Here is a 21350-nt window from a genome sequence, read left to right on the forward strand (position 1 = left end):
TACACGTCGATGTGTACGTTGTATCGCTATGGATACGACGTACACCACACCTTCGTCCTCCCCTTCCGCCACCGACCCCCTGCGCATCGCCGTGATCTGCGGAAGCACGCGGGAAGGCCGTGTCGGGCCCCTCATCGCCGGATGGGTGACGGACCACCTCGCCGGGCGCGACGACATGGAGGCCGACCTGGTCGACCTCGTCGACACGCCCCTGCCCACCGTCTTCCCCGCCTTCGGCGGCCCCGCCCCCGAGGGGTCCGCGGAACTCCTCGCCGCCGTCTCGCCCCGGCTGGCCGCCGCCGACGGCTTCATCCTCGTGACGCCGGAGTACAACCGCAGCTTCCCCGCCGCCCTGAAGAACGCCATCGACTGGCACCACCGCGAGTGGCACGCCAAGCCGGTCACCTTCGTCTCCTACGGCGGCCGCTCCGGGGGCCTGCGTGCCGTCGAACAACTGCGGCTCGTCCTGGCCGAGCTCAACGCCGCCACCCTGCGGGAGACCGTGAGCTTCCGGCTCTCCGACGGCCCCTTCACCGCGGACGGCCGCCTCACCGACCCGAGCGCCGACGCGGCGGCGAAGGCGCAGCTCGACCAACTCGCCTGGTGGGGACACGCCTTGCGGGACGCCCGGCGCAAGACCCCGTACACCGTCGCCTGATTCGTCCGGCTCGCCCGGAGTCCGGGCCTGCCGCACCCGGACGGCCCGTCCGGACCACCCGCCCGCCCGCGTCCCGCGGGCGCCACCACGCTCGTCCCAAGGGAACCCTCATGAGCCACCCCTCGGCGGACGGACCGGAGCCCGCGCGCCGGCCGTTCCCCCGTCTCGGCGTCTTCGGGCTGATGCTCGGCATCTTCCTCTCCGCGCTCGACGGCCAGATCCTCAGCGCCGCCCTGCCCACCGTCGTCGGCGACCTCGGCGGCGTCGGCCACCTCTCCTGGGTGGTCACCGCCTACCTGCTCACCGCCTCCGCGGCCACCCCGGTCTGGGGCAAACTCGGCGACCTCTACGGCCGCAAGGGCGCCTACCTCGCCTCCGTCGTCGTGTTCCTGGCCGGTTCCGCCCTGTCCGGCCTGGCCCAGGACATGGACCAGCTCATCGCCTTCCGCGCCCTCCAGGGGCTGGGCGGCGGCGGCCTGATGGTCGGCGCGCTCTCCGTCATCGGGGTGCTCGTGGGACCGGAGGACCGCGGCCGCGCACAGTCGATGATCGCCGTCATGATGCCAGTGGCCTTCGTCGGCGGCCCGCTGCTCGGCGGGTTCCTCACCGACCACGTCGGCTGGCGCTGGGCGTTCTACGTCAACCTGCCGGTGGGGGCGGTAGTCCTGCTGGCCACCGCCGCCGGCGTGCGGCTGCGCACGGAACGCGTCAAGGCCCGCATCGACGTCGCCGGCATCACCCTCCTGACCACCGGCATCCTGGCCCTCACCCTGCTCGGCAGCCAGGCCGGGACCCGGCACCCCTGGCTGTCCCCGGAGGCCGCCGTGCTCGGCGCGATCGCCGCCGCGGCCCTCGCCTGCTTCGTCCGGGCCGAGCGGCGGGCGGCGGAACCGGTCATCCCACTCCGGCTGTTCCGTGACCGCTCCTTCACCGCGGCACAGATCCTCAGCTTCCTGTCCGGCGCCGTCATGCTCGCCGTCATCAGCTACCTCCCGCAGTATCTCCAGCTCGCGCGCGGGGCGTCGTCCACCGGGGGCGGCATGCTGCTGCTCCCCCTGATGCTCGGCATGCTGACCGCGCAGCTCACGGTCGGCCGCCTCACCGGGAAGATCCGGTACGAACGCCTTCTCCCCGCGGCGGGCGCAGGACTGACGCTCGCCGGCACGCTCCTGCTGTTCCTCCTGGACGCGGACACCCCGCTGCCCGTCGCCTCCGGCCTGACGGCCGTCTTCGGCGCCGGTCTGGGCACCGTCACACAGGCCGCCACCCTCGCCACGATGGCCTCCGCCGCCCCGCGCGACATGGGTGCCGCCACGGGGACCGTCACCCTCCTGCGCACCATCGGCGGCAGCCTGGGCACCGCCGTCCTGGGCGCCGTCTACGCCGGCCGCATGAACGACTCCCTCGCGGCACACCTCGGCACCCCGACGGCCGGGCGGCTGACCGAGGGCGACAGCCTCTCCCCCGCATCACTGGCGGCCCTGCCCGGGACCGTACGGACGGCGGTGGGCGAAGCCGTCACCGAGGGCCTGTACGGCGTGCTGGCCGGCGCGGCGGCGCTCTCCGCGGTCGCGCTCGCGGTCGCCGTGGCGTTGGGCGCGCGGACCCGGACGGCGGCGAGGGCACGGGCGGAGGCGCGAGCGGGGGCACGGGCGGCGGGGACGGAAGCCGTGGAAGCGGACCCCACCGGACCGGACCGGCCCTCGGGGAAGCGGGCCGTGGACAACGGCCCATCGCGGACGGAATCCGACCTACATCGCCTCTAACGTGCCGTCACAAGACCCGAGATCCCGTCACCAGGAGGCGCTCCCATGGCCGTCGCCCCCGTTCCCCCCGGCTACGCCACCGTCACCCCGTGGATCGTCTCGACGGACACGGTACGGCTGGTCGACTTCATGAAGCGCGCCTTCGACGCCACCGAACTCGCCTGCCTGACCGGCCCGGACGGCCGCGTCGCCCACGCGGAGGTGCGGATCGGCGACTCGGTGGTGATGATGTTCGACGCCCGCCCCGACTGGCCGCCCACCCCCGGCTTCCTCCGCCTCTACGTCGAGGACGCCGACGCCACACACCGCCGCGCCGTCGAGGCCGGCGGCACGTCGGTCACGGAGGTCACCCACCTGTTCTTCGGCGACCGGGTGGGACGGGTACGCGATCCGCTGGGAAACCTGTACTGGATCCAGACCCGGGTCGAGGACCCGACCGAGGAGGAGAAGGAACGACGCGCCGTGCAACCGGAGTTCGTACGGGCGATGGAGTACGTACAGAGCGCCGAGTTCTTCCCGGGACGGGACGGCTCAGGCCCGTCCCCCGCCTGAAAGGGGACACGGGGACTGCCCCCGGGGCTACCCACCCCCGCCTCCCAGCAGCACCGTACGAGCTCCTCCACCGCCGCGTCCCCATCGTCGTCAGGCGTCCACGCCACCCCCACCCCGCCGGGCGCGACCCCGCCGACGAGACGGTGACCACCCCGGTCCGCGGGTAGCAGTGGGCGGCGGACTCGGGGCGCGTGCGACGCCGTACTCGTTGACGATCGCGTCGGCCGCTGGGCCGCTCGTCCGGCTGGTCCGTGACCGCGCCACGCTGAAAGCGGCCGGCGCCGGCGGCCTCCTCCTCGGCCTCCTCGGCGTCCGCTCCCTGACGACCGCTGCGGCCGTCGGACTCGCCCTTTTCCACACGGGCGCCCTGATCACCCACTTCCGCGCCCGCGTCTTCCACTTCCACCACATCACGTTCCCCGGCGTCTACTTCGCGCTCGCGGCCGGGACGCCGGCGCCGGCGCTGATGGTGGCGGTGGCGGGGGCGGGGGCCTGAACGGACGCCGCCCCGCGCGCACCACCAGCACCGGTGGCCTCACGCGGGGCGAACGTCGGGAAGGAGGCAGGGCGAACGTCGGGAAGGAGGCAGGGCGAACGTCGGGAAGGAGGCAGGGCGAACGTCGGGAAGGAGGCAGGGCGAACGTCGGGAAGGAGTGAGGCAGCGGGTGAGCCCGCAGGGGCGAAGGCACGCACGTCCTCGACCGACGCCTCCCCACTCGTCCCTCACCGTCCGGCCGGCAGGCTCTCCCGGGCCCACACCGCCAGCAGTCGCAGCGCCGTCTGGGACGGCGAGCCCTCCTCCACCGTGTGGCAGACCAGCGCCTGGTCCGGGTCGTCGGGGAGCCGGAACGCCTCGAAGCCCAGGTCGAGTTCGCCGACGGCCGGGTGCAGGTAGCGGTACCGCCCGTGTGTCTTGTCCTTGAGCCGGTGCTCGGCCCAGGCCTCGCGGAACTCCGAGCTCGCGGCGGAGAGTTCGGCGATCAGCGCCGCGGTCTCCGGGTCGTCCGGGTGCCGTCCCGCGTCGAGCCGGAGGTAGGCGGCCACGTCGTCCGCCTTGCCGCGCCAGTCGGCGTACAGGCCGCGCACGCCCTCGTCCAGGAAGACCAGGCGGGCCAGGTTCCGCTGCCGCGGCGGCAGCGCGCCGAAGTCCGTGATCAGCGCCGCCGCGAGCCGGTTCCAGGCCAGGACGTCGGTGTTGCGCCCCACGACGTACGCCGGCACGTCCTCCGCCGAGTCCAGCAGCCTGCGCAGCCCCGGCCGTACGCGCTGGGCCGGCGCCGGCCCGTCCGGCCCGCCGGTGTCGGACCAGGGCCGCGCCAGGCGGTACAGGTGTTCGCGCTCCACGGGATCCAGGCGCAGGGCGCGGGCCACCGCGTCCAGGACCGCCTCGGAGAAGTGCAGGGTGCGCCCCTGCTCCAGGCGGACGTAGTGGTCGACGCTCACCCCGGCCAGCCGGGCCAGTTCCTCCCTGCGCAGGCCGGGAACGCGTCGCCGCCCGCCGTAGTCCGTGAGCCCCAGCTCCGCGGGCCGCAGCCGGGCCCGCCGGGATCGCAGGAACTCGCCCAACTCCGCGCGTCTGTCCAGTGCCATGCGGCGAGTATTCCGCCCCCGCCGCCGGGTGTCGCCGTCCGATCCTGGTCACGCCGTGCCCAGGCACCGGCTGCCACTGGGTGGGGCGTGACCCGACGGCCAGAGTGAACGGCATCGGAACACGTCCGTCACGACATCCCGTTCGAGGAGAACCCGCATGCACCTCCCCACCCTCCCCCTGGGCACCACCGGCATGGACATCACCCGCCTCGGCTTCGGCTCCTGGGTGGTGGCCGGCCCCGGCTGGCGCTTCGGCTGGGGCGCCACCGACGACGCCGAGTCGGTCGCCGCGATCCGGCACGCGGTCACCTCGGGCGTCAACTGGATCGACACCGCCGCGGTCTACGGGCTCGGTCACGCCGAGGAGTTGGTCGGCAAGGCCGTCGCCGGACTGCCGGCGGCCGACCGCCCGTACCTCTTCACCAAGGCCGGCCTGGTCTGGGACCCGGAGCACCCGGAGGCCGCGCCGCGCCGGATCATGAAGCCGGCCAGTGTCCGCCGGGAGCTGGAGGACTCGCTGCGCCGGCTCGGCGTCGACCACGTCGACCTCTACCAGGTGCACTACCCGGACACCGGCGAGTCACTGGAGTACGCGGGCGGCGGCTTCGGCGCCGTCTCGCCCAACGCCACCCCCCTCGAGGAATACTGGCAGGTCATGGCCGACCTGAAGGCCGAGGGAAAGGTCCGGGCGATCGGCCTGTCCAACCACTCGGCCGAGCAACTGGCGGCGGCCGAGCGCATCGCCCACGTCGACGTCGTCCAGCCGCCGTTCTCCGCCGTCAACCGGTCCGCCGCGGCCGAGATCGCCTGGGCACACGCCCACGGGACCGGCGTGATCGCCTACTCCCCGCTCCAGTCCGGCCTGCTCACCGGCGCGTTCACCGCCGAGCGCGTCGCGCACCTCCCCGCCGACGACTGGCGGACCGGCCACCACGACTTCACCACCGGCCTGGCCGCCAACCTCCGGCTGGCCGACGCACTGCGCCCCGTGGCCGCCCGGCACGGCGCCACGGTCGCGGAGACCGCCCTCGCCTGGGTACTGTCCTGGCCCGGGATCACCGGCGCCATCGTCGGGGCCCGCACGCCCGGGCAGATCGACGGCTGGATCGGCGGAGCGTCGGTCGAACTGACGCCGGCCGACCTGGAGGAGATCGCCGACGCCATCGTCACGACGGGCGCCGGCACCGGCCCGTCCCGCCCCTGACCACGTCACCCCCGCCCACCGCACCCCGCTCACCACTCGCCGCTCGCCGCTCGCCGCTCGCCGCTCGCCGCCCAAGGAGACCCGCCATGCCCCTCTTCGTCGTCGCCGAATGCCTGGCCGCCCCCGGACGGGAGGACCGCCTCCGCACCGCCCTGGAGGCCATGATCGAACCGTCCCTCGAAGAACCCGGCTGCCTCGCCTACCGCCCCTACGCCGACCCCAACGACCCCGCCCGCATGGTGGTCGTCGAACAGTGGACGAGCCCCGAGGCGCTCGCCGAGCACTTCGCCACCCCGCACTTCCGGCACGTGGTCCAGGTACTGGACGAGGTCCTCGCGGAACCGATGACCGTCCGCAAACTGGTTCCCGCCCCCGAGGGCCAGGAGGCCTGACGGACGGCGCTCGCCGGGCCGCCGACCGCCCCCTTCGCACGCCAGAAGCCCCTGATCGCCGCCCTCACCGCCCGAGCCCCACCGCTCACCGCGACGCCCGCCGTGCCTCTGGGCCCGCTGACCGGGGTCACCGAGGCTGATGGTGCCGACGGGACCGGCAGGTCATCGCCGCACCGCTCGCTGCGGCGGCTCGCCGACGCTGCGCGGGTCGCGGCGCGGGCCGCGGCCCCCGCTCGGAAGGACGGACTGCCGTCCGAGTGCCGCCCGTCAAGGGCCCTGTGACTCGCAGCGACAACTGTCACCGCAGCGCCGGTTCGACCAGGCACCCGTGATCGGTTTCGCAGCGACAGTTGTCACTGAATGCTCGCGGTACTTGTCACCAGTGCGCGTCTCGCAGCCAAGTTGTCACCACTTCCGAAGATCCGCTACGGCCGGAGGCCCGCCAGCGGTTTTCTGACGAGCATGATCCGGCAGACAAGGAGGGCGCTGAGCAGTGGCCGGGCTGCGGTGCTGTGGTCACATCGATGTCGATTCGATGACCCGTTTGTCCCCTGACGAGGCCTTGCGGATTAACGGGCCGAACCCCGGCGTCGGGTCGCGCTCCGTCGCGGAGACGGCCACCCGAGGAGTGAGGCCATCACCTCGAGGGCAGCCTTCTGACGCTGAGGCTTCCGAGACCAGACTGCCGGGCAGACCACCCCGAAGAAGAAGAACGAGCCCAAGATCAAGCCCGGAGCCGCCGACATCGCGGCCACGGTCATGTTGCCCTGGAACCCGGCGGCGAGTGCCCCGGTGCTCGTCATCGCCATGCCGGCGGGAGCCAGCCAGCGGGTGGAGCGCCGCAGTGGCTCCGCGCCGAAGGCTTCGCCCATAACCTGGCCCGCTTCGCCGGGCAGAGCATTCCCCGTACCCTCAGACATGTAGTTCTCCGTACCTATAGATGGGGACTACGGGCAAAGACGGCTTCCTGTTGGCGCAGGGAGCCGTCGCTCGTTGCGGAGCAGCAGACTCGGCCGTTGACGCAACGATTGCAGACCTTCCAGACCTGCTTACCCGCAGAAAACATCGCGGGACTGAGGTACATTAGAGTTACCGCAGGTCAGACTAGGTGTCGGCAGGTTCCTTGTGATCCACATCACTTGCTGGAGAGAGGGTTATGTGATGCATATCACAGTGAAAGTGTGGCCCGGACTCTCCCTGTGAAGGGTGACGGGCCCCTGGCTACCTTCGCGCGAGCCCTTCGTGAGCTCCGCGAAAGAGCGGGTGGAACAGTCGACGCGGCGGTCACGCGCGGCGCGTCGAGGACGGCGGTCTACTCGGCGCTGAGTGGTACCCGCCTGCCAAGCGTGCAGACGCTGGACCTGATCGTCGACGCATGGGTGGGCGGCACTGCGGCGGAACGGGTCCGGTGGCACGAGCGCCGACGCGCAGCCGAGGAAGCCATTGCGGAGGAATCGCGCCTGATGGGCGTTGCCACTCCACGCCGTACACCGGAAGAGGCCGACTTCGCCGAGGAACTGCGTGCGGTCTGGAATGAATGCGGCAGCCCAGCCACCGAAACGGTGGCGCGCCATTGCGAGGTGAGCGCCCGCACCCTGGACTCCTACCTCGGCGGGCGAACCCTCCCGACACCGGAACGACTGGACCAGCTTCTCATCGGGCTGGCCTCTGCGACCGGAACCGGCAACGAGGCGGATGAGCTGGCCGTACGCGGGGCCCCGCGTACGGAGGGGCTCCGGGAAGCCCTGTTCCGGGCGCGCACGGCGCGCAAGGAGGAACGCGCCCGGGTGCGGGAGTTGGCGACGGCCCTGCCAGGTGGTCAGTCGGGTCCGGCCGCAGACACGCCACCCTCCTTCGCCGGGATCGGCCCGGTGCCGGGCATCCTGCCGGGGCGTCGGTTCGACGATCGCAGAGCCCTAGTCCGGGCGGGTGTCCACCGGCAGTTGATGGCCGGCATTGCGGGCAGCGAGAGGCTTGGCGCCGAGTCGGTCATCCTCGGCGGCGAGCACACCAGCGATGAGGACCACGGTGACGTCATCGTCTACACCGGCGAGGGGGCGATGGGTGATCAGCAACTTACCCGTGGCAACGCCGCGCTAGCGACGAGTGCGTCCACTCGAGCCCCCGTCCGTGTGGTACGTGGGATCACGGACACCTCCGGCGCCCGGGCTTATCGCTACGACGGGCTCTACACGGTTGAGGATTACTGGTCCGAGCAGGGGCCGGACACCCGACGCGTGTGGCGATTCCGCCTCGTTCGGCGGGCGCCTGCCGAGCAGGGTGTAGAGAACCTTCCGCAGCTCGACGATGTCGAGGAGTCGGGGGTGGCCGGCGGTATGCGATCGCCCCTCTCAATCCAGCGTGTCGTCCGCAGCACGGCCATTGCCAACCTCGTCAAACAGATCCACGACTTCACGTGCCAGGTCTGCGGAGTCCGCCTCGAGCTACGGGCTGGCCGCGCATACGCCGAAGCTGCGCACATCCGCTCGTTGGGGAGGCCTCACGGAGGTGCAGACGCAATCGACAACCTCCTGTGCTTGTGCCCCAACTGCCATGTACTCATGGACGCAGGAACGTTGGTCATCAACGACGACCTCACGGTCGTGAGCAGGGCAGACAGCACGGTACTCGGAGTGCTCCGTGAGACACCGGAACACCGGATCGACAGGGAGGCACTCGCGTACCACCGCACCCTCCACGGTGTGCCGGAGGAAGGAACAGCGCGATAACTCGTGAGTCGGGCCCAAAGGCCGTGTCCTATGCGGTGAGGGGCGGCCGCTGAGCCGGGCATGGGGCGGGGTACGTGGAGTTGGAGCGTTCCGGACAGGTTGTGGGAGATCGCGAAGCCGTTGATCCCGCCGAACCGGGTGCGGCTACAGGGTGGCGGAACGGCGAACATGCCTGATCGCAGCCATCGTGTACGTGCTGGTCAGCGGATGTGCCTGGCGCGCTCTGCCATCGAAGGTGTTGCTAAGCGACGTAGCGGCTTACCGATATGTCTGGCCACAGTGACAGTTAACGCTGCGAGGTGACAACTATCGCTGCGAGTCACAGGGCCCGCACCCCACCCCGGCGCAACTCCTGCAAGCAGCCGCTTGCAAAAGTTAGCAGCATGGGGCAGCATCGGCCGCATGGGATCGCTCAACGTCGGCAACCTCGGCGAGTACCTGCGCGAGCAGCGGCGCAACGCACAGTTGACGCTGCGTCAGCTCGCCGACGCGGCGGGAGTGTCCAACCCCTACCTCAGTCAGATCGAGCGCGGCCTGCGGAAGCCGAGCGCGGAGATCCTGCAGCAACTGGCGAAGGCGCTGCGGATCTCGGCGGAGACGCTGTACGTGCAGGCCGGGATCCTCGACGAGCGGGCCCGGGAGGAGACGGAGGTGCGCAGCGTGATCCTCGCCGACCCCTCGATCACCGAGCGGCAGAAGCAGGTCCTGCTGGACATCTACGACTCGTTCCGCAGGGAGAACGGGCCGACGAAGGACGACGACAGCAAGCCCTCCGGCTGACCCCTTCCGGGGCCGGCCGTATCGCGAGACGGGAGACCCATCGCATGGCCATCACCACCCAGGACATCCGCAAGGCGGCCACCGACACGGCCTATGCGGCGGCCGGTGCCGCCGACCTCGCCGCCGAGAAGCTCGGACAGGTGGTCGCCGAGGCTCCCGAGCGGCTGGAGAAGCTGCGGAAGACCGACCCGAAGGACCTCGGCGGCCGGGTGAGCAAGCAGGCCAAGGAGGCCCAGGCCCAGGTCACGGCCAAGGTCGGCGAGATCGTCGGCTCCCTCGACGGCGATCTGAAGAAGCTCGGGCAGACCGCCCAGGACCTGGCGCTCCAGGGCGTCGGGCAGGCGGTCGGGCTGGCCGCCCGGGGCGGCGAGACCTTCGAGAAGCTGGCCGAGCGCGGCCGGGAGGCCGTGCGTACCTGGCGCGGCGAGCAGGCGGCCGAGGTCGCCGAGATCCCGGTGGCCACCGAGCCGTCCGGGGACGACGGCAGCGCCAAGAGCGACAAGAGCGGGAAGAACGAGAAGGACGCCCGGGCCGACGGGAGCGGCAAGGACGACCAGGCCGCCGAGGACGGGAAGGACGCCAAGGGCGAGAAAGACTCCAAGGACGTCAAGGACGCCAAGGACGACGCCAAGCCCGCCGCCCGGAAGAGCGGCACCCGGCGGACCACCGCCGCCAAGAAGTCCGACGACACCGGCGCCAAGTCGGACGCGTAGCCGGATCCGGCAGGAGTCCGCCCGCGTCGGACGAGGAGCAGGGCGGACGAGGCGGATATGACGGGCCGGCACGCCTCGTGACGCTGCGTGCCGGCCCCGGGGACGGACCGCCGGGACCGATCACCGGGGCGGACCTCCGGGGCAGGCCGCCGGAGGCAGGCCGCCGGGACGGGCGGGATCCGGGCACCTCCCCCGCCTTCCGGCCGTTCCCCGAGTACGGTGGGCAGCACGGACGGGACCGTACACGTCGCACGGACGGACAAGAGGTGGGCGGCAATGCTGGTGCAGGGATTCAACACGATCTGGGCCTTTGTGTCCCTGGGCCTGCTGGTCTTCGCCGTGGCCGCCTTGCTGAACGCGGCGGTCCACCGCGACGACGCCTACCGCGCCGCCGACAAGCAGAACAAGGGCTTCTGGCTGATCATCCTCGGCCTCACCGTCGCCGTGAACCTGTTCCTGGGCGTGTGGGGCTTCCTGCCGATCCTGGGCCTGGTGGCCACGATCGTCTACTTCGTCGACGTGCGCCCGGCGCTGAAGCAGGTGTCGGGGCGCGGTCCGCGCCGCCGGGGCTCCAGCTCCGACGGACCGTACGGGCCGTACAACGGCGGCCGTTGAACGGCTCCGCTCCGGGAGGGTTCGGCGCGCGGCAGCGCCCCGGGAGGGTTCAGCGGTCGAGCAGCAGGACCGCCAGATCGTCCGTCAGTTCCTCGCCGTTGAGGGCCCGGACCTCGGTGACCGCCGCGTCCAGCAGTTCCTCGCCGGACAGCCCCTCCTTCACCTGACGGGCGATCATCTCGACCATCCCCTCCTGCCCGAGCCGCCGCGCGCCCTCGCCGATCCGCCCCTCGATCAGGCCGTCCGTGTACATCAGCAGGCTCCAGGTGTCGCCGAGCCCCACCTCAAGGCGCGGCCAGCACGCCCCCGGCAGCAGGCCGAGTGCCGGGCCGCCGCCGTCCTGCGGCAGCAGGCAGGGCGGCTCGCCCGGGCGGGCCAGGAGCGGGGCCGGGTGGCCGGCCAGGAAGAGGGCGGCGGAGCGGCCGTCGGGGGCGATGTCCAGCGTGCAGAGGGTCGCGAAGATCTCCTCGTCGGCGCGCTCGTGCTCCAGGACCTCCTGGAGGGTGCCGAGCAGCTCGCCGCCGTGCATTCCGGCGAGCGTCAACGCCCGCCAGGCTATCCGGAGTTCGACGCCGAGGGCGGCCTCGTCCGGGCCGTGTCCGCAGACGTCGCCGATCATCGCGTGGACGGTGCCGTCGGGCGTCCGTACGGTGTCGTAGAAGTCGCCGCCGAGCAGGGCGCGGCTGCGGCCCGGCCGGTAGCGGGCGGCGAACCGCAGGTCGGAGCCGGCCAGCAGGGGGTTGGGCAGCAGGCCGCGCTCCAGCCGGGCGTTCTCCTGGGCCCGCAGCCGCGACTCGGTGAGCTGGTGCTGGGCCAGGTCGGCGCGCTTGCGCTCGACGGCGTAGCGGATGGCGCGGCTGAGCACGCGGCCGTCCAGCTCGTCGCGGAAGAGGTAGTCCTGAGCGCCGACCCGGACCGCCTCGGCGGCCCGCTCGGCGTCGTTCTCGGAGGTCAGCGCGAGAACGGCGTGCCGTGGGGCGAGCCGCAGCACCCGGCGCAGGGTCTCCAGCTCGTCGCGGGGTGCGGCGGAGTCGCCACCGGCGCCCTCCCCGGCGGCGGTGGGCAGGGCGAGGTCGAGGAGGATGCACTGGACATCGTGGGTGAGCAGCCGCTCCGCCTCGGTCAGGTTGCGAGCCGTGCGGATGCGGACCGGCTTGCCGGCCACCACGGTCTCGTCGGCCATCTCGGGCATGGAGAGCGACCCCGCCGGGTCGTCCTCGATGACCAGCAGGGTCAGCCCGCCGTCGGACGATCCGGCGGCGGACGCCACCGGGCCGGGTGCGGATACGGGCATCACGTCGGTTTCCTTCCTCCCCCGGCGATCGCCGGGAGGCGCCCCACCCCCGAGGGCGGCGCCGCGTACGACGGCGGCGCCCGACGCGACAGTAGCGGCAGGCCACGGGCGAACGGAATGGTACGGAGCCACCCGCCTCCGTCATATGCCGTCGCCAACGCCGCTTTTGGGGCGGGCCGGGAGGAAAACGTCATGAGAAACGTCACGTCGCACACGTACGTACGAGAGGGGAGCGCACGCTCCCCCGAAACCCGTACGACGCCCGGTCTGGAGCGCGAACCGGGCGCCGCGTGACGTGTGTTACGTGGCGCGCCTCACGTGTTGCCGCCTGTATGGCGGTAGTTACGTGACCCGGGTTACGTGACCGTCGTTACACGACCAGAGTTGCCGGCAGGGCGCCGACGACCGGAGTGACGCCCGTTACGAGACGGCGGTCACGCCGGCCCCGCGGCGGCGCAAGCGGAACCGGAAGCGGAAGCAAAAACGGGTCGGAAGCAGACGAGGGGGCGGAAGCGCAGAAGCCGAGTGCGCAGCAGACCGGCGGAAGCCCGGTGCGCAGGTACCGAGGTACGGAGCCGGCGCACCCTCGCCGATCCCGCCGTCCTCCGGCGCGCCCGTACGCCCCCTCGCGCTCCGACACCCCGTGCCGAGCGCGCCTCACGCCCCCGGCCGGACCACGCCGAGGATCGGCATCGAGCCCGCCCCCGCCATCGTCACCTGCCGGCCGGGCCGCGGCGCGTGCACCATCATTCCGTCGCCGACGTACATCGCGACGTGGCTGGCGTCCGAGAAGTAGATGATCAGGTCGCCGGGGCGCATGTCGCGGACGTCGACCTTGGGGAGCTGCCGCCACTGCTCCTGCGAGGTGCGCGGTATCCCGAGGCCGGCCGTCGCCCAGGCGCGGGAGGTGAGGCCGGAGCAGTCGTAGGTGTCCGGGCCCACGGCCCCCCAGACGTAGTCCTTGCCGATCTGCGCGGTGGCGAACGCGACGGCGCGGCGGCCGATCTCGGTGGCCGTGCCGGCGTCCTTGAGGGAGACGCCCTTGAGGGCGTCGGAGGCGAGCCACGTCCGCTGCGCCTGCCGGGCCTTCTCCTCCTCGATCTGCCGCAGCCGCTCGCGCTCCTTCTCCTCCAGGCGCGACTCCAGCTTCCTGGCGGCGTCGAGACGGGCCTCTATCTCCTTCTTGGCCTCGTCCTTCTTCTTCCGCTCGTCCTTGAGCCGCTTCCACCGCTCGCCGGCGGCCTTGACGTACTTCTCCAGCTCCGACTTGGCCGACTCGGTCTCGGTCAGCAGCCGGCGGGTGGCGTCCTGGCCCCGGCGGGTGGTGTCGATCGCGTCGAGGAACTCCTCGGGCGAACGGGCCAGGAACAGTTGCGTGGACGGCGCCAGGCCGCCGGTGCGGTACTGGACGCGGGCCAGCTCGCCGACCCGCTCCTTCAGTTCGCGCACCCGCTCCTCGGCGGCGGACACCCGCTTGGTGAGGTCGCCGACGTTCTTCTCCTGGAGCCGGGTCTGCTCGTCCGCCGCGTTGTACGCGTCCGTGGCCGACTCGGCCTTGCGGTAGAGGGTCTCCACCTCCTGGTGGACCTCTTCCAGGCTCTTCCGGGGCGGCGACGGGTCGGCCCAGGCGGCCTGCGGGAGCGCGGCCCCGGCGGCGCAGACGACCATGGTCGCCACGACCACCCGGCGGAGTGCCGCCATCCGGGGGCCGGGTCTGCTCACCCGGCCGTCCCCCGCGATGTCCCTGTCCACGCCACCAACGGCTTCGCCGTTCCGCCCCACCGGATACCTCCGCGACTCGAACGCCACGTCCTCACATGCCGCAACGCGCGGAACGGATCGTGTCATGGGGGCGCGCGAACGGACAGAGATCTGCGTCACAGTTGTCCGGAATCCCGCGCTGGCTCGAATCGATCGCTTCCACCGCCCTGACCGCCGAGGTTCACCCCGCGTTCACCTCCCTCCTTCGACGGCTTCACCTGATCTGCTTAATTTCGGCCGTAGAACAGGGGCTGCGCGGCCACCACCCGTGTGTGGCCGCTCCGCGCGCACGACCGGAAACCGCAGAATCCCGACACCGCACCACCCACTTCTCGCACGCCGCCCCAGCGGCGGCTCCCGGAAGGAACACCCGAAAGTGAAGCTTCAGCGCAAGAACCGGCTCCGGGCCGTCGCCTTCGGCGCCATCGCCGTCTCCGGCGCCCTGGTCCTCACGGCGTGCGGCTCGGACGACAACGGCGACGGCGGCCAGGGGGGCAACGGCACCTCCAAGTCGGCGTCCAACGTCAAGTGCGAGGGCAAGGGCCAGCTCCTGGCCTCCGGCTCGTCCGCGCAGAAGAACGCGATGGACCTGTGGGTCAAGAACTTCATGACCGTCTGCAAGGACATCCAGATCAACTACAAGGCCACCGGGTCCGGCGCCGGCATCCAGGAGTTCCTCCAGGGCAAGACCGCCTTCGCGGGCTCCGACTCGCCGCTGAAGCCGGAGGAGGTCGCCAAGTCCAAGGACGTCGTCAAGGGCGGCCAGGGCATCAACCTGCCCATGGTGGGCGGCCCCATCGCCATCGGCTACAACCTGCCGGGCGTGGACAACCTGGTCCTCGACGCCGAGACGCTCGCCAAGATCTTCGACGGCAAGATCGAGAAGTGGAACGACGAGGCGATCGCCAAGCTCAACAAGGACGCCAAGCTCCCGGACACCAAGATCCAGGCGTTCCACCGCTCGGACGAGTCCGGCACCACCGACAACTTCACCAAGTACCTCAAGGCCGCCGCGGGCAACTCCTGGCCCTACGCTCCGGCGAAGGCCTGGGCCCCCAAGGGCGGCCAGGCGGCCGACGGCTCGGCCGGCGTCTCCTCGCAGGTCAAGCAGGTCCAGGGCGCCATCTCGTACTTCGAGCTGTCCTACGCCACCGCCAGCAACATCAAGACGGTGAAGATCAACACCGGTGCCGCCGCCCCGGTCGAGGCCACCCCGGACAACGCCTCCAAGGCCATCGCCGAGGCCAAGATCACCGGCACCGGCAAGGACCTGGCGCTCAAGCTCAACTACACCACCAAGGCCGAGGGCGCCTACCCGCTCACCCTGGTGACCTACGAGATCGTCGGCGACAAGGGCAACAAGGCCGAGACGCTGCCGGCCACCAAGTCCTTCCTGACCTACATCGCCAGTGAGGACGGGCAGTCCGTGCTCAAGCAGCTCGGGTACGCCCCGCTGCCGGCCGAGATCGCCAAGAAGGTCCGCGAGAACGTCGCGAGCCTCTCCTGAACCCCCGTGCGGCCGCTCCCCGCGGGCGTCCGCACGATCCGGTGCACCGCCGCGCCACGGGCCGGACGCGACAGCGCGTCCGGCCCCGCAGACCGGAGAATTCCGTGAATGACATGGACATAGCCAACTCGGAACCGGCCGACCGGCCACCCGGCCAGGCCACCCCCGACCCCTCGGCGGCACAGCCCGCCCCCGCCCGGACGACGCGCACGACACAGGCCGCACAGCCGCCGCAGCCGGCGGTGCGGACGGCGAAGACCACCGTCCGCCCCGGCGACCGGATCTTCCTCGGGCTCTCCCGCGGCTCCGGCATCCTCCTCCTGGTGATCATGGCCGCCATCGCGGTCTTCCTCACCGTCCGCGCGGCCCACGCGCTCTCCGTCGACGAGGGCAACTTCCTCACCACGTTCGACTGGAAGGCCAACGCCGACCCGCCGGTCTTCGGCATCGCGGTCCTCGCCTTCGGCACCGTCGTCAGCTCGCTGATCGCGATGGTCCTCGCCGTCCCCGTGGCCGTCGGCATCGCGCTGTTCATCTCGCACTACGCGCCGCGCAAGCTGGCCGCGCCGCTGTCGTACGTCATCGACCTGCTGGCCGCCGTGCCGTCGATCGTGTACGGCCTGTGGGGCGCGCTGTTCCTCGTCCCGCACCTCGGCGGGCTCTACGGCTGGCTGGACACGTACTTCGGCTGGACCGGCGTCCTCGCCTACCACGACGGCGCCGCGCGCTCGCTGTTCACCATCGGCATCCTGCTGGCCATCATGATCCTGCCGATCGTCACCAGTGTCAGCCGCGAGGTCTTCCGCCAGGCGCCGAAGATGCACGAGGAGGCCGCGCTGGCGCTCGGCGCCACCCGCTGGGAGGTCATCAGGACCGCGGTCCTGCCCTTCGGCCGCTCCGGCGTCATCAGCGCCTCGATGCTCGGCCTCGGCCGCGCGCTCGGCGAGACGATGGCCGTCGCGACCGTCCTCTCCCCCAGCTTCCTGATCTCCACCAGCCTTCTCGACCCGGGCGGCGGCACCTTCGCCCAGAACATCGCGAGCAGCTTCAAGGAGTCCGGCGAGACCGGCAAGGACGCGCTCATCGCCTCCGGCCTCGTCCTGTTCGTCCTCACCCTGCTGGTCAACGGCGCGGCCCGGATGATCATCGCCCGCCGCAAGGAGTTCTCGTGAGCGACGTGACCATGAACCGTGCCACGGCGGCCGACGGGGTCTCCCGGCCGACGGCCGGCCTGTACCAGCCCCGCCTGCCGCGCTGGGCCCCGGCCGCCCTCGCCGCCCTCGCCCTCGCCGCCGGCTGCGGGATCGGCCTCGGCGCCGGGCTGGACGGCAAGGTGCAGTGGGGGCTGATCGCCGCGGTGCTGTACGTGGCCCTCACCTACGGGCTCGCCGCCCGGGTCGAGGGCCGCCGGCAGGCCAAGGACCGGCTCGCCACCAGCCTGGTGTGGATGTGCTTCCTGATCGCGGTCGTCCCGCTGGTCTCCCTCATCTGGGAGACCGTCGCCCGCGGCTCCAAGGTCCTCGACGGCGGTTTCCTCTCGCACTCCATGGCCGGCGTGCTCACCATCCAGCCCGGCGGCGGCGTCTACCACGCGATCATCGGCACCCTGGAGCAGGTCGGCATCGCCACCGCCATCGCGGCGCCCGTAGGCCTGCTGACCGCCATCTACCTGGTGGAGTACGGCCGCGGCCGGCTCGCGCGGGCCGTGACGTTCTTCGTGGACGTGATGACCGGCGTCCCGTCGATCGTCGCCGGCCTGTTCATCCTCAGCTTCTGGATCATCGTGCTGGACAACGGGTACTCCGGCTTCGCCGGCGCGATGGCCCTGGCGATCCTGATGATGCCCGTGGTGGTCCGCTCCACCGAGGAGATGCTCAAGCTCGTCCCGAACGAGCTCCGCGAGGCCTCCCTCGCCCTGGGCGTGCCCAAGTGGCGGACGATCCTCAAGGTCGTCCTGCCGACGGCCGTCGGCGGCATCGCCACCGGTGTGATGCTCGCCGTCGCCCGCGTCGCCGGCGAGTCCGCGCCCATCGTGCTGCTGGTCTTCGGCTCCCAGGTGATCAACAACAACCCGTTCGAGGGGGCGCAGTCCTCCCTGCCGTACTACATCTACGAGCAGTGGGCCAACGGCAACGACGCCAGCTACGACCGCGCCTGGGGGGCGGCCCTCGTGCTGATCGCCTTCGTCATGATCCTCAACCTGGTGGCCCGCGGCATCGCCCGCTTGAAGGCCCCCAAGGCCGGCCGCTGACGCGGTTCGATTTCCCGAAAGTAGTGATCCCCATGGCCAAGCGCATCGACGTCAGCGGCCTCTCCGCCTTCTACGGCGCCCACAAGGCCATCGACGACATCTCGATGACCGTCGAGCCGCGTTCCGTGACCGCCTTCATCGGCCCCTCCGGCTGCGGCAAGTCCACCTTCCTGCGCACCCTGAACCGGATGCACGAGGTCACCCCGGGCGGACGCGTCGAGGGCAAGGTGATGCTCGACGACGAGAACCTCTACGGCTCCGGTGTCGACCCGGTCTCCGTGCGCCGCACGGTCGGCATGGTCTTCCAGCGGCCGAACCCCTTCCCGACCATGTCCATCTACGAGAACGTCGCCGCGGGCATCCGGCTCAACGGCGGCCGGATCCGCAAGTCCGAGCTGGACGAGGTCGTCGAGAAGTCCCTCAAGGGCGCCAACCTCTGGAAGGAGGTCAAGGACCGGCTCAACAAGCCCGGGGCGGGCCTGTCCGGCGGCCAGCAGCAGCGGCTCTGCATCGCCCGCGCCATCGCCGTCGAACCGCAGGTCCTGCTCATGGACGAGCCCTGCTCGGCGCTCGACCCGATCTCGACGCTCGCCATCGAGGACCTCATCGGCGAGCTGAAGGAACGGTTCACGATCGTCATCGTCACCCACAACATGCAGCAGGCGGCGCGCGTCTCCGACCGCACGGCCTTCTTCAACCTGGCGGGGGTGGGCCAGCCCGGCAAGCTCGTCGAGATCGACGACACCGAGCGGATCTTCTCCAACCCGTCGGTGCAGGCGACGGAGGACTACATCTCGGGGCGCTTCGGCTGAGGCCTCGGGGCCCGGGCCCCTCCCGACAAGGGCCCCCTTCGCCGTTCCCCGGAGCTCCGCCCCGGACCCCCGTATCGCGGCTTCACCGCTCGTGCCGGGCGCACCACTCAGCCCGTCCGGCGTTTGAGGACGACCGCGCGGTTGCGGGGGTCCGGGGGGCTCACCCCCCGGGAAACGGCGAAGGGGAGGGACCGGGGCACCCACCGACTCGCCCCGCGGCGCTGCATGGCGGTGCCGCCGCGGGGCGAAAAAGGGCCCGCCCCCTGGGTGGCAGGGGGCGGGCCCGTCACAGCGCGGAGCCGGCGCTAACCGAACGCGAGCTGAACGATCCAGTAGCTGACCGCGGCGACGGCCGCCGCGGCCGGCATCGTGATGAACCAGCCCATCACGATGTTCTTCGCGACGCCCCAGCGCACCGCGCGCGTGCCCTTGGTGGAGCCCACGCCCATGATCGCCGAGGTGATGACGTGCGTGGTCGAGATCGGCGCGTGGAACATGAACGACGCGGTGTACATCACCGAGGCTGCCGTCGTCTCGGCGGCGAAGCCCTGCGGCGGGTCCAGCTCGATGATGCGGCGGCCGAGCGTCCGCATGATCCGCCAGCCGCCCGCGTACGTACCGAGCGACAGCGTGATCGCGCAGGCGAGCTTGACCCACAGCGGGATCGCGGCGTCCTTGTCCTGGACGTCGCCGATGACCAGGGCCATCACCACGATGCCCATGGTCTTCTGGGCGTCCTGGAGACCGTGGCCGAGCGCCATGCCGGCGGCCGAGACCGTCTGGGCGATCCGGAAGCCGCGCTTGGCCTTGTGCGGGTTGGACCGCCGGAACAGCCACATGATCACGACCATCACCAGATAGCCGATGATCAGGCCGACGAACGGCGAGAGGAACATCGGGACGACGACCTTCTCGACGACGCCCGACCAGATGACGGTCGTGCCGCCCGCGAGCGCCGCGCCCACCATGCCGCCGAACAGGGCGTGCGAGGAGGACGAGGGCAGGCCGAAGTACCAGGTGACCAGGTTCCAGGCGACCGCGCCGATCAGCGCGGCGAAGAGGATGCCCATCCCCTTGTCGCCGACCGGCGTCTCGATCAGGCCCTTGCTGACGGTCTTGGCGACACCGCTGCCGAGGAAGGCACCCGCGAGGTTCATCACGGCCGCCATCGCCAGGGCCGCGCGCGGGGTCAGCGCCCGCGTCGAGACCGAGGTGGCGATGGCGTTGGCGGAGTCGTGGAAGCCGTTGGTATAGGTGAATCCGAGCGCGACCGCGATGGTCACGACAAGTGCGAACGTATCCACCGGAGGTCAGGACTCCTTGACCGCGATGGTTTCGACCGTGTTCGCGACGTGCTCGAACGCGTCCGCCGCCTCTTCCAGTACGTCCACGATCTGCTTCAGCTTGAGCACCTCGATGGCGTCGTACTTGCCGTTGAAGAGGTGGGCGAGCAGCTTGCGGTGGATCTGGTCGGCCTGGTTCTCCAGGCGGTTGACCTCGATCCAGTACTCGGTGAGGTTGGTCATCGTGCGCAGGTTCGGCATGGCCTCGGCGGTGAGCTCGGCGGCTCGCGCGAGGACCTCGATCTGCTGCTCGACGCCCTTGGGCAGTTCCTCGACCTGGTAGAGGACGACCAGGTCGACCGCCTCTTCCATGAAGTCCATGATGTCGTCGAGCGAGGACGCGAGGGAGTAGATGTCCTCGCGGTCGAACGGCGTGATGAACGAGGAGTTGAGCTGGTGGAAGATCGCGTGGGTCGCGTCGTCCCCGGCGTGCTCCGCTGCCCGCATCCGTTCGGCGATCTCGGCCCGGGCGGACGGCTCCGCACCGAGCAGTTCCATCAGGAGCTTGGAGCCCGTGACGATGTTGTCCGCGGACGCGGCGAACATGTCGTAGAAGCTCGTCTCCCTGGGGGTCAGACGAAAGCGCACGTGGGATCCTCGGGGTGCAGCGGATTCGGTCTCGTTGATGCTAGGCGCATCATCCGGCCACAGCTAACTGGCATTCCCTCAGTGTCGCCCATCGGGCAGAGTGCACACCAAGCCGGTACCACCCTCTTCAGGGCCGTGCGCCGGGGATTTCGCTACCATATACCCGGTGGGGGTATACCCATGGGGTATAAGCCGGGCACCATCACGGGACACGCCGCGGTCCGCCCCCGAACGGACGGCGACGCGCCGGCCGACGGCGCGGAACGCGCGGGACAACGGAGGACGCCATGACCACGACGGGAACCACAGCGGCCGGCACGGGCGAACCGGCCGCGGCGTCCTGCCACAGCGGGCCCGGCCCCACTCCCGGAGCCGCCGGAGCGACCGAGGCCGCCGGAGCCACGGGGACCACCGGGGCCACCGGAGCCGCCAAAGCCGCCGGAAGCGACAATGCTCACAGCCACGGGCCCCACGGTTACAGCCACCAGAAGGACCAGCACCTCAAGCGGCTGCGCAGGATCGAGGGCCAGATCAGGGGCCTCCAGCGCATGGTCGAGGAAGACGTCTACTGCATCGACATACTCACCCAGGTGAGCGCGGGCACCAAGGCGCTGCAGTCCTTCGCCCTCCAGTTGCTCCAGGAGCACCTGCGGCACTGCGTCGCCGACGCGGCGGTCAGGGGCGGCGACGAGATCGACGCCAAGGTCGCCGAGGCGACGGCGGCCATCGCGCGGCTGCTGCGGTCCTGACGCCACCGGCGGCCGCGGGGCATCCCGTATCGGGGCCGCGCCCGTC

At 71.2% G+C, this 21350-nt stretch carries 20 protein-coding genes and 1 pseudogene; 16 read left to right on the forward strand and 5 right to left on the reverse strand.

Annotated elements, in window-relative coordinates; all coding sequences use genetic code 11:
* Positions 1-28: 28 nt before the first annotated feature.
* The 4 genes from ACZ6X9_RS05510 (at position 29) to ACZ6X9_RS05525 (ending at position 3472) form a co-directional block, all read left to right on the forward strand.
* On the forward strand, positions 29-658 hold the full coding sequence (locus ACZ6X9_RS05510; RefSeq protein WP_469776564.1) for an NADPH-dependent FMN reductase: 630 nt from the start codon (positions 29-31) through the stop codon (positions 656-658).
* A gap of 110 nt (positions 659-768) precedes the next feature.
* Entirely contained in the window at positions 769-2424 is a 1656-nt protein-coding gene (locus ACZ6X9_RS05515; RefSeq protein WP_469776565.1) for a DHA2 family efflux MFS transporter permease subunit, read from the forward strand.
* A 45-nt stretch (positions 2425-2469) separates the two neighbouring features.
* Positions 2470-2976: a VOC family protein gene (locus ACZ6X9_RS05520; RefSeq protein ID WP_469776566.1), complete on the forward strand. Its 507-nt coding sequence runs from the start codon at positions 2470-2472 to the stop codon at positions 2974-2976.
* 208 nt (positions 2977-3184) lie between these two features.
* The gene (locus ACZ6X9_RS05525) at positions 3185-3472 is read left to right on the forward strand and encodes a DoxX family protein (RefSeq protein ID WP_469776567.1); all 288 of its coding nucleotides are present in this window, start codon (positions 3185-3187) and stop codon (positions 3470-3472) included.
* A gap of 227 nt (positions 3473-3699) precedes the next feature.
* Here ACZ6X9_RS05525 and ACZ6X9_RS05530 read toward each other — a convergent pair whose 3' ends face one another.
* Positions 3700-4566 (reverse strand): helix-turn-helix transcriptional regulator, encoded by an 867-nt coding sequence (locus ACZ6X9_RS05530; RefSeq protein ID WP_469776568.1) that lies wholly within the window; start codon positions 4564-4566, stop codon positions 3700-3702.
* Between the two features lie 157 nt (positions 4567-4723).
* Here ACZ6X9_RS05530 and ACZ6X9_RS05535 point away from each other — a divergent pair, with 157 nt between their 5' ends.
* The 7 genes and pseudogenes from ACZ6X9_RS05535 to ACZ6X9_RS05565 all read left to right on the forward strand — a co-directional run bounded on the left by ACZ6X9_RS05535 (position 4724) and on the right by ACZ6X9_RS05565 (position 10999).
* A complete protein-coding gene (locus tag ACZ6X9_RS05535; protein WP_469776569.1) occupies positions 4724-5770 on the forward strand; it encodes an aldo/keto reductase in 1047 nt (348 codons plus the stop codon).
* An 86-nt stretch (positions 5771-5856) separates the two neighbouring features.
* Positions 5857-6162 (forward strand): putative quinol monooxygenase, encoded by a 306-nt coding sequence (locus ACZ6X9_RS05540; RefSeq protein WP_469776570.1) that lies wholly within the window; start codon positions 5857-5859, stop codon positions 6160-6162.
* 1346 nt (positions 6163-7508) lie between these two features.
* Positions 7509-8891: a YDG/SRA domain-containing protein gene (locus ACZ6X9_RS05545; RefSeq protein ID WP_469776571.1), complete on the forward strand. Its 1383-nt coding sequence runs from the start codon at positions 7509-7511 to the stop codon at positions 8889-8891.
* A gap of 60 nt (positions 8892-8951) precedes the next feature.
* A pseudogene (locus ACZ6X9_RS05550) lies at positions 8952-9156 on the forward strand (transposase); the annotation flags it as partial.
* Positions 9157-9293: 137 nt separating this feature from the next.
* Positions 9294-9671, forward strand: coding sequence for a helix-turn-helix domain-containing protein (locus ACZ6X9_RS05555; protein WP_469776572.1), 378 nt, complete (start codon positions 9294-9296; stop codon positions 9669-9671).
* Positions 9672-9715: 44 nt separating this feature from the next.
* A complete protein-coding gene (locus ACZ6X9_RS05560; protein WP_469776573.1) occupies positions 9716-10384 on the forward strand; it encodes a hypothetical protein in 669 nt (222 codons plus the stop codon).
* 276 nt (positions 10385-10660) lie between these two features.
* Positions 10661-10999, forward strand: a complete 339-nt coding sequence (locus tag ACZ6X9_RS05565; protein ID WP_469776574.1) for a DUF2516 family protein — start codon at positions 10661-10663, stop codon at positions 10997-10999.
* 49 nt (positions 11000-11048) lie between these two features.
* Here the strand turns inward: ACZ6X9_RS05565 and ACZ6X9_RS05570 are convergent, their stop codons facing one another.
* Positions 11049-12293: a PP2C family protein-serine/threonine phosphatase gene (locus ACZ6X9_RS05570; protein ID WP_469776575.1), complete on the reverse strand. Its 1245-nt coding sequence runs from the start codon at positions 12291-12293 to the stop codon at positions 11049-11051.
* 657 nt (positions 12294-12950) lie between these two features.
* Positions 12951-13994 carry a C40 family peptidase gene (locus tag ACZ6X9_RS05575; protein WP_469776667.1) on the reverse strand — a complete coding sequence of 348 codons (1044 nt, stop codon included), beginning with the start codon at positions 13992-13994 and terminating at the stop codon, positions 12951-12953.
* A 436-nt stretch (positions 13995-14430) separates the two neighbouring features.
* Here ACZ6X9_RS05575 and pstS point away from each other — a divergent pair, with 436 nt between their 5' ends.
* From pstS to pstB, 4 genes are all read left to right on the forward strand, one after another.
* Complete coding sequence (pstS, locus tag ACZ6X9_RS05580) at positions 14431-15561, forward strand: phosphate ABC transporter substrate-binding protein PstS (RefSeq protein ID WP_469776576.1); 1131 nt, start codon at positions 14431-14433, stop codon at positions 15559-15561.
* A 113-nt stretch (positions 15562-15674) separates the two neighbouring features.
* Positions 15675-16733, forward strand: a complete 1059-nt coding sequence (pstC, locus tag ACZ6X9_RS05585) for a phosphate ABC transporter permease subunit PstC (protein ID WP_469776577.1) — start codon at positions 15675-15677, stop codon at positions 16731-16733.
* 11 nt (positions 16734-16744) lie between these two features.
* Positions 16745-17812 carry a phosphate ABC transporter permease PstA gene (gene pstA / locus ACZ6X9_RS05590; RefSeq protein WP_469776668.1) on the forward strand — a complete coding sequence of 356 codons (1068 nt, stop codon included), beginning with the start codon at positions 16745-16747 and terminating at the stop codon, positions 17810-17812.
* A gap of 32 nt (positions 17813-17844) precedes the next feature.
* Positions 17845-18624, forward strand: a complete 780-nt coding sequence (gene pstB, locus ACZ6X9_RS05595; RefSeq protein ID WP_469776578.1) for a phosphate ABC transporter ATP-binding protein PstB — start codon at positions 17845-17847, stop codon at positions 18622-18624.
* 305 nt (positions 18625-18929) lie between these two features.
* Here the strand turns inward: pstB and ACZ6X9_RS05600 are convergent, their stop codons facing one another.
* Both ACZ6X9_RS05600 and ACZ6X9_RS05605 read right to left on the reverse strand, forming a co-directional pair.
* Positions 18930-19928, reverse strand: coding sequence for an inorganic phosphate transporter (locus ACZ6X9_RS05600; RefSeq protein WP_469776579.1), 999 nt, complete (start codon positions 19926-19928; stop codon positions 18930-18932).
* A gap of 6 nt (positions 19929-19934) precedes the next feature.
* Positions 19935-20555 carry a DUF47 domain-containing protein gene (locus ACZ6X9_RS05605; protein ID WP_469776580.1) on the reverse strand — a complete coding sequence of 207 codons (621 nt, stop codon included), beginning with the start codon at positions 20553-20555 and terminating at the stop codon, positions 19935-19937.
* A gap of 287 nt (positions 20556-20842) precedes the next feature.
* On the opposite strand from ACZ6X9_RS05605, the gene ACZ6X9_RS05610 reads away from it, so the two are divergent.
* Positions 20843-21304 (forward strand): metal-sensitive transcriptional regulator, encoded by a 462-nt coding sequence (locus tag ACZ6X9_RS05610; protein ID WP_469776581.1) that lies wholly within the window; start codon positions 20843-20845, stop codon positions 21302-21304.
* Positions 21305-21350: the final 46 nt, after the last annotated feature.

The sequence above is a fragment of the Streptomyces sp. NPDC052910 genome, assembly GCF_055585605.1.

What these genes read in the sequence shown, in the direction of transcription:
- ACZ6X9_RS05510 (WP_469776564.1), top strand. Translation starts at nt 29, where the DNA reads ATGGATACGACGTACACCACACCTTCGTCCTCCCCTTCCGCCACCGAC.
- ACZ6X9_RS05515 (WP_469776565.1), top strand. Translation starts at nt 769, where the DNA reads ATGAGCCACCCCTCGGCGGACGGACCGGAGCCCGCGCGCCGGCCGTTC.
- ACZ6X9_RS05520 (WP_469776566.1), top strand. Translation starts at nt 2,470, where the DNA reads ATGGCCGTCGCCCCCGTTCCCCCCGGCTACGCCACCGTCACCCCGTGG.
- ACZ6X9_RS05530 (WP_469776568.1), bottom strand. Translation starts at nt 4,566, where the DNA reads ATGGCACTGGACAGACGCGCGGAGTTGGGCGAGTTCCTGCGATCCCGG.
- ACZ6X9_RS05535 (WP_469776569.1), top strand. Translation starts at nt 4,724, where the DNA reads ATGCACCTCCCCACCCTCCCCCTGGGCACCACCGGCATGGACATCACC.
- ACZ6X9_RS05540 (WP_469776570.1), top strand. Translation starts at nt 5,857, where the DNA reads ATGCCCCTCTTCGTCGTCGCCGAATGCCTGGCCGCCCCCGGACGGGAG.
- ACZ6X9_RS05555 (WP_469776572.1), top strand. Translation starts at nt 9,294, where the DNA reads ATGGGATCGCTCAACGTCGGCAACCTCGGCGAGTACCTGCGCGAGCAG.
- ACZ6X9_RS05560 (WP_469776573.1), top strand. Translation starts at nt 9,716, where the DNA reads ATGGCCATCACCACCCAGGACATCCGCAAGGCGGCCACCGACACGGCC.
- ACZ6X9_RS05565 (WP_469776574.1), top strand. Translation starts at nt 10,661, where the DNA reads ATGCTGGTGCAGGGATTCAACACGATCTGGGCCTTTGTGTCCCTGGGC.
- ACZ6X9_RS05570 (WP_469776575.1), bottom strand. Translation starts at nt 12,293, where the DNA reads ATGCCCGTATCCGCACCCGGCCCGGTGGCGTCCGCCGCCGGATCGTCC.
- ACZ6X9_RS05575 (WP_469776667.1), bottom strand. Translation starts at nt 13,994, where the DNA reads ATGGCGGCACTCCGCCGGGTGGTCGTGGCGACCATGGTCGTCTGCGCC.
- pstC (WP_469776577.1), top strand. Translation starts at nt 15,675, where the DNA reads ATGGACATAGCCAACTCGGAACCGGCCGACCGGCCACCCGGCCAGGCC.
- pstA (WP_469776668.1), top strand. Translation starts at nt 16,745, where the DNA reads ATGAACCGTGCCACGGCGGCCGACGGGGTCTCCCGGCCGACGGCCGGC.
- pstB (WP_469776578.1), top strand. Translation starts at nt 17,845, where the DNA reads ATGGCCAAGCGCATCGACGTCAGCGGCCTCTCCGCCTTCTACGGCGCC.
- ACZ6X9_RS05610 (WP_469776581.1), top strand. Translation starts at nt 20,843, where the DNA reads ATGACCACGACGGGAACCACAGCGGCCGGCACGGGCGAACCGGCCGCG.